The following is a 13878-nucleotide window of genomic DNA, read 5'->3' as shown; positions in this document are numbered from 1 at the left end:
AGCGAGCAATTAAAATTTAAAATGTGAAGGATGCGTAAAATGGAACAGCTCAAAAAAATAGTGGCAAATTCATTTGAAACTAAGTTTGGATATCAAGCAGATATTTATGTACAAGCGCCAGGAAGAGTAAATCTTATTGGTGAACATACTGATTATAATGATGGTTTCGTACTGCCTTGTGCCATTAATTATCAAACAATGACTGCGGCAACAAAGCGTAATGATCGAATCGTTCGTGTTGTTGCCGCCGATTATCATAATGATTACGATGAATTTAATTTAGACCAAGAAATCACTTTTTTACCTGAAAAAATGTGGGCAAATTACATTCGTGGTGTGGTTAAATTCTTATTACAACGCGGTTTTATTTTTGGAGGATGTGATATCGCGGTGAGCGGAAATGTTCCACAAGGAGCAGGGCTAAGCTCATCAGCATCTTTAGAGGTTGTGATTGGACAAACGATTAAAGCGCTTTATCAACTTGATATTAGTCAGCAAGATATCGCGTTGAATGGGCAACAAGCTGAAAATCAATTTGTCGGTTGTAATTGTGGCATTATGGATCAATTAATTTCGGCGAGTGGTGATGCGGGGCATGCATTACTTATTGATTGCCGTAGTTTGACCGTTTTTCCTATTCCAATACCCAATGATTTGGTTGTAATGATTATAAATTCAAATAAAAAACGGGGTCTTGTGGATAGTGAGTACAATACACGTCGCCAACAATGTGAAGTGGCGGCGAAGCAGTTTGCGGTAAAAGCACTCAGAGATGTGACTTTTGAACAATTTATTGAAAAGCAAAATCAATTAGACCCTCTGGTTGCAAAGCGCGCTAAACATGTTATTACCGAAAATGAACGTACCCTGACAGCTGCTAAGGCATTGACTGAGAATAATTTATTATTACTAAGCCAGTTAATGGAACAATCTCATGCCTCTATGCGTGATGATTTTGAAATAACAGTGGCAGAGATTGATACGTTAGTGGATATTGTAAAATCGGTGTTGGGGAGTGAAGGTGGCGTGCGCATGACGGGAGGGGGGTTTGGCGGTTGTGTTGTCGCATTGATGAAACAACAACTTGTACAACCTGTGATAGCGGCAGTAGAGCAACAATATCAAGTAATGACAGGGCTTAAAGCTGATATTTATGTCTGCCAACCGAGTGAAGGTGCTAGTGTAGTCATTTCCTAATTTTATATTTTATTATTACCATATCATGAGTTATTTACGTATTCAGTGAGGATAGCATGCAGTTTATCAAGGAACAGCGTCATACGTTGAAAACACCAAAAGTCATTGCGTTGGCCAATCAACATGGCATGAAGATTATTTTAACAAGTTTAGGTGCTGGCTGGGTGAGTTGTATATTACCGCTATCAACAGGTAAACGTGATGTGGTCCTTGGTTCTCCGAATATGAGTGCACAGATGGCGCAAGGTGTTTATTTAGGATCTACGGTTGGGCGAGTTGCTAATCGTATTGCTAACGCAAAATTTATCTTAGAGAACAACGAGTATTCCGTAACTAATAATCAAGGTGTGCATTGTTTGCATGGTGGAAAAGATAATTTTAGCCATCGTGTGTGGTCAATCACACAACCTGATCAGCAACAAGCTGTTTTCACATTAGTATCTCCCGATGGTGACCAAGGGTTTCCTGGTGAGTTGAAAGTCGAAGTTCGCTATGAGCTGACAGATGATAATCAGGTTATTATTAGTTATAAGTATCAAGTGGATAAAGGTTGCCCTGTCAATTTGACTAATCATACTTACTTCAATTTAGCGGGTGAAAACTCAGCTAAAACTGCGTTAGAACATGATTTACAAATTAATGGCACGCATTTTTTACCAACGGATAATGAAGGGATCCCTACTGGGGAATGGCGTGATGTGACGGATACACATTTCGATTTTAGACAAGGGAAGCGTATTGGGCGTGACTTTTTACAAGATGATGAGCAACGCACAGTTGGTGGTTATGACCACACTTTTATTTTAGATAGTACTTTGACTGATGGCAAAGAAGCTGTCGCTTCATTAATATCTCCTGACGGTGATGTTCGCATGAATGTCACCACAACCCGACCAGCGATGCAATTATATACGGGTAATTACCTTATTGCTGTATCGGGTAAATCTCAAGTATACACGCCATTTTCTGGGGTGGCATTTGAAACACAGTTCCCACCCGATGCGATTAATCATCCTGAGTGGGGTGAGCAATACCGCGGTATTGCAGAGCCTAATAATATTTATACTAGCCAAACCAGTTATCAATTTATTTTTTGATAATAAAATTCTCAGTACTTTTTTCTAATAGAAATGCGACTTCATTGTGGCGTTTCTATTTTTATTTTAACGCAAGAGATCAAATTATTACCATTTAAATCAGCTTAATATACGTTATGCTTTGTTTTTATATTTTGTGTATTGTCTAATAAGGCATTTGGTATATAGAGGTTCATAATGGCGACAATAAAAGATGTGGCAAGAGAAGCTGGGGTCTCTGTCGCCACTGTTTCACGTGTGATAAATCAATCACCTAAAGCAAGCAAAGCGTCGATAGTCTCTGTAAAAAGTGCAATGCATAAACTTGGCTATAGGCCCAATGCCGCAGCCCGCGCATTAGTCAATCAAAGTTCAAATACAATCGGTGTATTGGTGAATGATGTTTCTGATCCCTTTTTTGGTGTGATGGTTAAAGCCGTCGATGGGATTGCTCACAAAAATGGTAAGCATATTTTAATTTGTAATGGGTATCATAACGCCAAAGAAGAGCGGCAATCGATTGAACTATTAATTAATAATCGTTGTGATGCACTGGTTATTCATTCTAAAGCATTAGCTGATGAAGAATTGATTGATTATGCAAATGAAGTTCCTAGCATGGTATTGATTAATCGACGTATTGAACAAATTGCTAATCGTTGTATTTCACTCAATAACTACAAAGGTGCTTATCTTGCGACTGAGCATCTTATTCGTCAGGGACATACTAAAATTGCTTATATATCTTCAAATCATTTAATTGAAGATGCCGACCAGCGTTTATTAGGTTACCGGGATGCATTAAAAAATAATGGCATTTATTTACCTGAAACCTATATAGAATATGGTTCTCCTTACGGTGAAGGTGGCGAGCAAGCCATGACTAATCTTTTGGTTAAATCTTTGGATATTACGGCTGTGGTTGGTTATAACGATTTTATGGCAGCGGGGGCAATTGCTGTTTTAGATGAAAATGGAATACGCTCGCCAGAGCAAGTCTCTGTCATTGGTTTTGATGACGTATTGATTGCCCGTTATATTCATCCTCGTTTGACCACGATCCGTTACCCTATTCAAATGATGGCTGAACGTGCAACACAGCTAGCACTTGCTTTAGCGCGTCATGAGCGGGTGATTGAGGAAGATCTTATTTATTCACCAACGCTGGTTCAACGTAATTCTGTTCGCCCAATACAAGTATAATACGGCTACCTTGTGAAAACGTTATCATTATTCTGTGATGACGTTCAATAATTTGAGTTCTTCCTTACTTCCATCTCAATTCCAGCTCATTAGAAATAAATATAATTCATTGATTTATAACTAATTAAACTTTTTTGATAAGTGTTACTTAATATTTAATGAAAATATGTGATTCAAGTAACGGAGAATAGTGGTGGTAACGTTTACACTCGTGGCGTTATCATTTGGGAAGGAATTTTAATATGCAAACAGAAGGTATTGGATTAAGTACATTAGATTATGGGGTTTTTATTCTGTATGTGCTTATCATTATCACCGTCGGGCTATGGGTGTCCCGAGATAAAAATGGGCAAAAAAAAGGAACTAAAGAGTATTTTCTTGCAGGAAAAACATTACCTTGGTGGGCAATTGGTTCTTCACTGATTGCTGCAAATATTTCTGCTGAACAATTTATTGGTATGTCAGGCTCTGGTTTTTCTATCGGATTAGCTATTGCATCATATGAGTGGATGGCAGCACTAACGCTGATTATTGTGGCGAAATATTTTATGCCTGTCTTTATCGATAAAGGCATTTTTACTATTCCTGAATTTGTTGAAAAACGCTTTAATAAAACATTAAAAACAATTTTAGCGGTATTTTGGTTAGCTTTATTTATTTTTGTTAATTTAACGTCGGTTTTATATTTAGGCGCATTAGCGTTACAAACTATCCTTGGTATTCCGATGTATTATGCCATCTTTGGTTTGGCATTATTTGCGGTCGCGTATTCTCTGTACGGTGGTTTATCTGCGGTAGCATGGACTGATGTTGTACAGGTTTTTTTCTTAATTCTCGGCGGGTTTTTAACGACGATTATGGCGGTAAGTTATATTGGTGGCGATGCAGGGGTTTTTGCCGGTATGAGCCGTATGGTAAGTGAGGCGCCTGCCCATTTTGAAATGATCCTAAGCCAGGATAATCCGCAGTTTAGTAATTTACCGGGTATTGCGGTATTAATTGGCGGGTTATGGATTGCGAACCTTTATTATTGGGGTTTTAATCAATATATCATTCAGCGTGCTTTAGCGGCTAAATCTATCGGTGAAGCGCAAAAAGGTTTAGTTTTTGCCGCATTCTTAAAATTGATTGTGCCAATATTAGTGGTTCTGCCGGGTATTGCTGCTTATGTGATTGTGTCAGACCCTGTTTTACTTGCTGGGCTCGGCTCTATGGCACATGAACATATGCCAACACTGGCTCAAGCAGATAAAGCCTATCCTTGGCTAACTCAATTTTTACCTGTTGGCGCTAAAGGTATTGTTTTTGCTGCATTAGCTGCTGCTATTGTTTCATCATTAGCTTCTATGCTGAACTCCGTCGCGACTATTTTTACCATGGATATATATAAAGAATATATTGCTCCAGCAACGGACGATCATAAATTAGTGAATGTGGGACGTACCAGTGCGGTAGTTGCATTAGTGATTGCTTGCTTTATTGCGCCATTACTTGGCAATATTGGTCAGGCTTTTCAGTATATCCAAGAATATACAGGCTTAGTCAGCCCTGGGATTTTAGCCGTTTTCTTATTAGGATTATTTTGGAAAAAAACGAATGCAAAAGGTGCGACAATTGGGGTCTTATTATCAATTCCATTCGCATTGTTCTTGAAATTGATGCCACTTGGAATGCCATTCTTAGATCAAATGATGTACACCTTCTTCTTTACCGCGGTGGTGATTGGGTTAATTAGTCTGACAACATCAAAACAGGATGATAGTGATGGCGCGATAGTTTTAACCGCTGAAACCTTTAAAACATCCGCTGGATTTAATATTGCATCCTATATCATTATGGTCATTCTTTGTGTGTTGTATGCTTTACTTTGGTAGAGTATGACTTAATAAGTACTTATTATCCGTAATAATAACGGGCAGGAATGTAAACACACTTCTTGCCCGTTTTGGGTATGTTTAATCGGAAATAACCGGTTTTACATGCAAGTATTTGTGGCGTTGGTATTCTTTATGTCGCTAAATAGTTAGAGCAAATAGGGGAAGTTTTAAGTCAAGCTAGTCATTACCTAAACTATAGATCAATTTATAAATAAACAGATTAATAATCTACGTAATTTATCTGATTGAGTCTAATAACCTACTTTATATAAATAAATTAGTAGGACAAAATGATAAAGACAATATTTTGCTATAACCTATTTTTGAAGACGTTTTAATATCACTTAAGGTACATTAAAAAATAACCATACCATCAAAACAGTAACATTAAATATCCTATTGTTTTTATAGAATAAAATTGGTATTTTTTGCGTTTTTTGATCTTGATTCTACTTTTAAAAAAACGTGATTTTTCTCACATAAATATTTTTGTTAGTTACCATTAGATTTTCTCATTTTAACTTAATGAATTAACGTTCTATATTGCGCTCAAATTAGTCTTATCAATTTATTAACCACTGCGCTATTCGCCGAAATCTCACCATAATGTGTTCTTTTTAGAGAACGCAAATTTGGCTTATTCTACGATGTAGTTGCAGCGCATATTATTTTTTATTTTGTTAGTTGGAGAGTGGGGCGTGAATCAGTCCACTACTATCATGCGCAAGCGCGACAATACATTCGTACCCGTTGCAGGTTTAACGATTTTTGCTATTGCATCGGGTTATTTAATGAGCTTAATCCCGTTATCGATGGGAAGCTTTAATATCGACATTAGCTATGCGGGTTGGTTGGCGAGTGCCTACTATATTGGTCTGCTAATAGGTTCGTTGTTGATTGAACCTATTATTGCCAAAATTGGTCATCGACTGGCCTTTATTGGTTTTTTATTGATGCTTGCTGCAACTGTTGTGGTTTTACCTTGGACACCAACAATTGAAGCATGGTTACCCAATAGGTTGATTGCTGGTATTGCAGTGGCGGGGATCTTTGTTGTTGTCGAATCATGGCTATTAATTGGTGATAACCAAAAAGAGCGTGCAAAGCGTCTTAGTTTTTATATGACGTCTTTGTATGGTGGCACAACGCTTGGGCAGCTTGCCATTGGATTTATTGGTACACAAGGTGCTTATCCATTTATGGTGGTGCTGGGATTACTGCTTTTAGCGGTGATGCCACCATTATTGTTTCGTCAAGGCCAACCAGAAAGTGGAATTCACCAAAAGTTATCGTTTAAAAAAATTAGCCGCCTAAGTAAGCCTGCTATTATTGGTTGTATGGTTTCTGGCATTTTAATGGGAACGATTTATGGTTTGATGCCGTTATCGCTGAAAAAAGATCAGTTTACCACTGAGCAAGTCGGGGTATTAATGGCCTCAATTATTCTTGGTGGTATGATAATACAGCCAATTATTAGCAAGTTATCTGTGATGATAAGTAAAACATTGCTACTGGCAATGGTGTCTTTGCTTGGCGTATTTGCAATGGGTGTTATTTATATTTCGAGCGATTATTTAGTGATGATTATTGCGTTAGCATTGCTTGGTATGTCCTCATTTGCACTCTATCCAATTGCTATTACATTAGCTTGCGATAACTTAGATTCATCGTATATCGTGGCTGCAACTCAAGTGATGCTATTTAGCTATAGTGTAGGTTCAGCGATGGGACCATTAGCTGCTGGGACCTTCTTAGCGCAGTATAATGGTTTAGTTGACTTCTTCTTTATTGTATTGATTGTGACGGCGATTTATATGTTAGTCGCAAGTTTACGCCGTAAAGCGAGTGTGCTGGCGAACTAATCAGTTATTTATCGTTTTAAATGCGATAAAAAATAATGCCGCGATGTTTCTGTTTTACTTATAGAAATATCGCGGCATTTTTATTGGAACTAGCTTATTTTTTCTTATTTATTGATGCTGTTGCAAATGCGGGTTCAGTTTGTGTGATTGATTGCGTTTCTGTGATCCTTTGCTCCCATAATTCACCGAGCTTGAAATCCCACGAAAGCGGTGAAATAACTGTGCGTCCTGCATTTGGTGCGAAGGTAAGTTCACTAAAATACAAGGTGTTTTCATCTGACATTAAAAAATCAGCACGGCAATAGTCAAATGGTGTGACTAATATTTGAGCTAGCCTTAGCATTTCTTGGAATAAAGGTGGCTCAGATACGGGCTCTAACATATTAGGGTAATCAAAAGTCACGGGTTGTAGTTGCCAATTGATATCGTAGATATTGATGAATTCATGACCAAATTCATCGGTATAATCGATCTCTGCATAGACGGGTTTGCCAGAAAAACAATGAATGCGGCAGGTTTCAGGAACTAACTTTCTATTTTTATTAGCAAATAGATCAATATATTCTTCACAAATTATTTGAGGAGCAATATCTTTATAGTGACGTTCACGTGTAATGTAATAAAGATTTTTCATTAAATGAAATGATAATTTTTCTTTGGCTTTATGTAGATCAAATTTGGCTCTATTTTGGCAAATAATACTACTGCCACTATCATGATTACACTTTAATACAAAGCGTTTAGGGAGTTTATCAATATTGATTTCATTTACATGATTAAAGGCGGCTAAAATTGGTACTAAATATTCATGGCCTATTGTACGAGAAACATAATCTCTTACTGCAAGCTTGTCTGCTAATTGTGTATAAAGTGGGTTTTTGTCATATATCATCCTAAAGTTTACTTTTTCATTAAAGCTTTTCGGTGTCTTGATATTAGGTATGTAACCTAATTTTTTAGTAAACTTATTAGTAAGATAGGCTTTATCACTGATAATAAATGTGCGTAATTTTTTGAGAAAATACTCTAATTTTTTCATGAGAGTGGCAACCATTCTGAAAATATAATTGGTGTTGTTATGGAATATAATTATTTTTTAAGTATATTTCGGCTATTTTAAATAAAGAGTAAATAGATTTTAGTTTTAAGAATAAAAACACTATTTCAATACTTTGTTTAATGAATTGATAGTTTATTAAACAAAGAGTAAACAACCATAAAAATAAACGGTTATTAAATATAAAATCTGGATGAATTTATATCAATAATCGAATCATTTGTTTTATTAAATGGTTTTATTAAGTTTTTTTCATAGCACTCTTCATTTTATTAATCCCTATACTTTATGACTGTATAATATCGGATATTTAGCTTGAAACATTAAGGATTTATTTAGTGCATTGGCTAATGCATTTTTCATCAACTATATTTAATTATATCGAAATATATGATGAGGTTTGTATGTCCCAAAATCCTGAAATATCTTACCCTTATCTGCTATTACTTGATGCCATCAATCCTGCTATTATTCAGTTGGACACCACAAGTTTAGTGACTTTCAATCTGATTGATGAGCTCGGTGGTACGCCTGATGGTATTGCTATTGACCATATCAATCGTTTGATTTATTGGACTAATATGGGCGATAACTATGAAGCTGATGACGGTTCACTCAATTTAATTAATTTTGATGGTAGTGGTCGAAAAATGCTATTAGGTCATGGGCAACTTCGAACACCTAAGCAGCTGTTATTGGAAAGTCAAAGCCAACGTCTATATTGGTGTGATAGAGAAGGCGGTAAGGTTTGTTCCTGCAAGACGGATGGGACTGATCTTCAAACACACATTCAGCGACCTAGGACAGTGACTGATAGCGTTGATATCTTGGATCAATGTGTTGGTATTGCATTAGATTTGGATGCGAATTGGTTATATTGGACTCAAAAAGGGCCTGCAAAAGGAAATAAAGGACGAATATTCCGGATGCCATTATCTAAGTCATCAGGTGATTTCGTTGATGAATCTGATGCTGATAATATTCAGCTACTGCTGGATAAACTGCCTGAGCCCATTGACCTCTTATTCGATAAAGAGACTCAAATTCTTTATTGGACCGACAGAGGCTCAGAGCCTAATGGAAATAGCTTGAATTGTGCGAACGTGACTGATGATGGGCTAAATAATTATCGAGTTATTTGTCGGGGATTTAAAGAGGCGATTGGCTTAGCTTATAATAAGCCGGAAAATATCATGTATATTGCTGATCTTAGTGGGGGAGTCTATCGAGTAATGCTGAGCAATGGACAATTTGATAAGATTCACCAAGGTAATGGTTATACCGGACTGGCTCAATTTTCAGGTTGAAAAATAGCACGGCGATAGTTCAAGATGCAGTGGATACCAGCCTGCATTTTGAACTATGTTATTTAGACCTATTTTTATTGATGAATTGGCGGCTCACCCATTTTACGTAAAAAACGTATTTGCGCTTTAACTAGTTCGCGATAGTTAATGCAGCGGTATGGCATATTATATTCTTTTGCAAGTTGAGAAATGATGTGCGCAAGAGCAGGGTAGTGGCGATGATGCCAATGAGGAAATAAATGGTGTGTTAAGTGGTAATTAAGCCCACCAGTTAAACGCCATAAATAATGTGGTGAAGGGATCCAGTCACACGAGGTGACAAAATTATGGTGATACCAACCATGAGGTATTATTTTGTCGTCTGGTGGTGTGAAAAATTGGGTTTCAGCCCAATGGGTGCCAAGTAATAGGTAGATTACAAATAATGAAGCAACCATTTGGCTAGCTAAATAAGTTAATAATATAGCCATAATACTGATGCCATTGGCGTGAGCAATAATTAAAGGTAATCCTAACATTAAAGCCAGATGGCATAATTTACTGGACAGAAATAGAAACCAGCCTAATTTCCCATTGAGTATTTTCTTCGTTTTTATTGGGGTTTTTCCCGTTCTATCTGACCAATCAAAGACTAAAGCAATCCAAGTTAATGATAACGAAGCTACAAATGGCCAATAGATATGTTGAAACCGCATAAATGGTCGCCATTTTTGAAATGGTGTTTGGCGAAAAATTCCATTCTCTTCAGTATCAAGATCGTAATGTTCAATATTGGCATAATGATGGTGAAAATAAACATGTCTTGCACGCCAAAACTCGGGTTCTAGACCTAGTGGCAGTGTCACGAGGCGACCAAACACTCGGTTTTTCCAACTCGTTTTAAATAAGGTGTTATGACAGGCATCATGTTGACCGATGACATTTAAAAACATGGTCAATAAAACGAAGCTAAAATAGCAAAGGGAGTAAATCAGTGTTGAAGAGGTCGAAAGCGTGGGGAGATAACACAAAATAGCGACCATAAACAAACTGATGATTACAGCAATATCTAAATGACTAGCATATACATGGTCTTGTTTTTCTTGCAGATAATCTCGGCTAGCCTGTTTTAAAGCGAGATGAAAATGCTGCTCATGAGTTTGTGTAAACTGCAGTTCTGGTTCAGCGGAACACATATTTCTCTTGCCTATGTTTTACAAAAAATAATTACAGAGATTATATCGTTTGCCCTACAGTTATCGCAAAACAATTAGTGTTAGTTTCACTGCTTTAAACTTATTCTTAATTATTATTTTTGTAAAATAAAATAGTGCTGAGAATACGCATTTTATGACTTTCACTAGATTGATTTTAGACATTTTATTTTAGATTTAAGTTTATATATTCTTAAATTTAGCTTTGGTTGTGTTTTTTGTGGGCGTTGTGTTTATATTAAACTAATAACATAATGTAATTAATATGTGGGAAAGGGGAGAGACAAAGTGGGGTTGAGGAGTTACATCCATGTAATTTAATCCATTGAGACTAATATAACTAATAAATATGTATCTGTCTGTAATAAATTAAATTAAAATGTAACAATGATTTTATTTACAATTATTTTTACTTCAATACAACTATTTTGAGTAATAAGTGATTGTGTTCTTAATTTTATATCAACATTAAGAATGTTACCTATATGAATAATTATATTTAAATGTTTCCATTAGATGAAGATTAAATAATTATCTATTAGGGAAAACAAATGAAACATATATTTTTTATCATGCTATCAATAATAATATTTCCATTCTCTTCCCAAGCTGGGTCGCAATATTATGGTTGTGATAAAAAAATTACTCAGCTTGAAAAACAACTCAGCTATGCAAAGCGTTATGGTAACAAATATAGAGTTGAAGGCCTTGAAAGAGCAATAGTAAATACTCAAAATCATTGCTATGACCATTATTCTGGGGCTACGGGAGCAACGAGATATAGTCACGATGATGCATTTTCTAAAACTCAAGAATTAGTGCGAGAGATTGAAATTCTTAAAAAAGAAATTGAGCGATTAAAAAAGGAATAATACGCATAATTTAGATATTGAGTTAATTTTCTATCAAACTGATGGTGCAGGGCGAAAATATATGATGACTATATTCCCATTTTTTGCATTACTCTTGGGGAAATTCCATTTTTTTATCACATTAATGGTATCAACTTTAACTTTATGACTCGCTTTATAGCTATCGACTAATTCAATGTTTGTGACTTGCCCATCAGTCTCAATATCGTACTTTACTTTTAACCAAGTGTTATGAATATTTTTTTCTGTAGGCTCCATTATTGCCGATGACGTTATATTAGACTGACTACAGGATATGACTAGAAAGGAAAATATGATAATAAAAATAGATTTACGCAGCATAAAAAAATCGTCAGATTGAATGATAATAATTAATTATATTGATGTGTCTAATAATTAGCAATGGACATATTCAATAAATTTAATAGTTAAAACTGAATTTAACTTATTTTTTTGCAGATATTCTCAATAATATTAAGTTCACCTAAAGAGAGAAATGGTATTAGTTCGTTAGAAAACGCAAGGAACGGTTATCTATTTTGAAAAAGTAGCGTGATTTCTTATAAAGGTCACGCTACTTAATGTATTTGCTAAAATAATTTTTTCTGAGGTGGCCCCGAAAAATTCATTGTGCCAATATTATCCATTAGCACCTCAACGACAACCGGTTGATTTAACGCAATAGCCTGTTCAAGCGTGGATTTAAAATCCGTTGCTTTGGCTACTGTGAACGCGGTTATTCCCATCGATTCAGCAAGTTTACTAAATGAAGGCGTTAATAATTCATTATAGTATTGCCTGCCCGCAAAATATTTTTCTTGAATACCTCGCATAACGCCATAACCCTTGTCGTTCATAATGATTAAAACAATTGGTAATTGCTCTTGCGCCATGGTGGCAAGCTCACCAATTCCTAACATCAACCCACCATCGCCGACTAAGCCCACTACAGGTCTATTTGGATTGGCCTTTGCACTTCCAATTGCCATGGATAAGCCTAAACCAATAGCTCCAGCTAATGAATGAATGTTATGCATTGGGTGAGTGGCTTTAAGCAAACGGCTTCCCCATAAACTCCCCGAAACGGTGATATCACGTACAAAGATACCGTGCTCAGGTAAGGTTTGTTCAACGGCATCACTAAGGGAACTATAAGGGCCACATTGTTCTCGTAATTGCTGCTCGGCTTGCTCTACAGCCTTTTGTACCTGTTGGCGCCATGAGGATGCTATTGGGCGATTTTCTTGCTCTACTTTATCGGCAAGTCCCTCAAGTAAAGCTTTGCAGTCTCCTGTGACACTGAGATCGACAACATAGTTACGATTTGCGGCCAGAGGGTCAATATCGATTTGGATCAATGGATGAGGCAGCGGCAGTGACCATGTTTTGGTTTCGTTACTGCGTAAACGAGAGCCTGCAATAAGTGTTAAATCACAAGTACGCATTAATGCATCAATGGCGTCAGCATTATGAAAAGCTCTAAGGCTAAATGGGTGTTCGTCTGATAAAATGCCTCGCCCATGGGTACTACTGATGACGGCAATACCACAATCAGCCAGCCTTTTTACTGCATCTGTGGCTTGAAGTGCGCCGGCACCAATCCATAATAATGGACGTTGTGCAGATTTAAATTGTTCCCAAATTATATCAATTTCAGTGGTTGATATGGGTGGCAATGGCGCGCGATGAAGTGGGGCGCTGAGCACCGATAATGGAACTTGGGTATTTTGAATATCGATAGGAATTTCTATTGAAACTGGGCCGCAAGGTACTGTTTGTGCAACTTGAATAGCTTTATGTAGTACTGCAACAGCTTGTTCTGCACTATGCACTCGAAACGCCTGTTTGGAGCTCGCGCGTAAAAAGCTTAATTGATCGCGTGTTTCATGAATAAACCCAGCGTCCATATCCAAAAATGCTTTTTCAACTTGTCCGGTAATGTGGATCATGGGGGAGCCAGCATTCATGGCTTCAATCATTGATCCGACGGCATTACCCGCACCAGCGCCAGTGCTGGTGAGTGCGATACCGAGTCCACGAAAGCGGCTGTGAGCATCTGCCATCGTTACCGCACCAGCTTCACCTCGGCTGGGTGTGAAATCGATAATACCACGCTGACCAATAGCATCTGCAATCGGTAAATTATGAATTGAAATAACACCATAAACTGTGCTGACTTGGTACTGCTCTAATGTTCTGGCGACAGCTTCGCCAACCGTGATAGTTTCAGACAT

10 protein-coding genes are annotated in these 13878 nt (G+C 37.0%); 7 read left to right on the top strand and 3 right to left on the bottom strand.

The features are described from left to right. Positions 1–39: 39 nt before the first annotated feature. From galK to AAZR93_RS06790, 5 genes are all read left to right on the top strand, one after another. The gene (gene galK / locus AAZR93_RS06810; protein WP_434719330.1) at positions 40–1197 is read left to right on the top strand and encodes a galactokinase; all 1158 of its coding nucleotides are present in this window, start codon (positions 40–42) and stop codon (positions 1195–1197) included. A gap of 56 nt (positions 1198–1253) precedes the next feature. Next, complete coding sequence (gene galM / locus AAZR93_RS06805) at positions 1254–2294, top strand: galactose-1-epimerase (protein WP_434719329.1); 1041 nt, start codon at positions 1254–1256, stop codon at positions 2292–2294. 177 nt (positions 2295–2471) lie between these two features. Continuing rightward, positions 2472–3476, top strand: a complete 1005-nt coding sequence (locus AAZR93_RS06800) for a substrate-binding domain-containing protein (protein ID WP_434719328.1) — start codon at positions 2472–2474, stop codon at positions 3474–3476. A 242-nt stretch (positions 3477–3718) separates the two neighbouring features. Continuing rightward, positions 3719–5350 (top strand): sodium/sugar symporter, encoded by a 1632-nt coding sequence (locus tag AAZR93_RS06795; protein WP_434719327.1) that lies wholly within the window; start codon positions 3719–3721, stop codon positions 5348–5350. A gap of 722 nt (positions 5351–6072) precedes the next feature. Next, positions 6073–7215, top strand: coding sequence for an MFS transporter (locus AAZR93_RS06790; protein ID WP_294110678.1), 1143 nt, complete (start codon positions 6073–6075; stop codon positions 7213–7215). A gap of 94 nt (positions 7216–7309) precedes the next feature. On the opposite strand, the gene AAZR93_RS06785 is transcribed toward AAZR93_RS06790, so the two are convergent. After that, positions 7310–8254 carry an ATP-grasp fold amidoligase family protein gene (locus AAZR93_RS06785; protein WP_434719326.1) on the bottom strand — a complete coding sequence of 315 codons (945 nt, stop codon included), beginning with the start codon at positions 8252–8254 and terminating at the stop codon, positions 7310–7312. A gap of 422 nt (positions 8255–8676) precedes the next feature. Between AAZR93_RS06785 and AAZR93_RS06780 the strand changes: the two genes are divergently transcribed. After that, the gene (locus AAZR93_RS06780; RefSeq protein WP_434719325.1) at positions 8677–9579 is read left to right on the top strand and encodes a YncE family protein; all 903 of its coding nucleotides are present in this window, start codon (positions 8677–8679) and stop codon (positions 9577–9579) included. Between the two features lie 74 nt (positions 9580–9653). On the opposite strand, the gene AAZR93_RS06775 is transcribed toward AAZR93_RS06780, so the two are convergent. Further along, positions 9654–10754: a fatty acid desaturase family protein gene (locus AAZR93_RS06775; protein ID WP_434719324.1), complete on the bottom strand. Its 1101-nt coding sequence runs from the start codon at positions 10752–10754 to the stop codon at positions 9654–9656. Between the two features lie 569 nt (positions 10755–11323). Here AAZR93_RS06775 and AAZR93_RS06770 point away from each other — a divergent pair. Then, positions 11324–11644: a DUF1090 family protein gene (locus tag AAZR93_RS06770; RefSeq protein WP_434719323.1), complete on the top strand. Its 321-nt coding sequence runs from the start codon at positions 11324–11326 to the stop codon at positions 11642–11644. Between the two features lie 590 nt (positions 11645–12234). Here AAZR93_RS06770 and AAZR93_RS06765 read toward each other — a convergent pair. Continuing rightward, on the bottom strand, positions 12235–13878 hold the full coding sequence (locus AAZR93_RS06765; RefSeq protein WP_434719322.1) for a thiamine pyrophosphate-binding protein: 1644 nt from the start codon (positions 13876–13878) through the stop codon (positions 12235–12237).

Source organism: Providencia sp. Je.9.19 (genome assembly GCF_051129765.1).
Classification (GTDB): domain Bacteria; phylum Pseudomonadota; class Gammaproteobacteria; order Enterobacterales; family Enterobacteriaceae; genus Providencia.
Note: the sequence above shows the minus strand (reverse complement) of the source record. Positions and strands in the feature narration are given on the sequence as shown.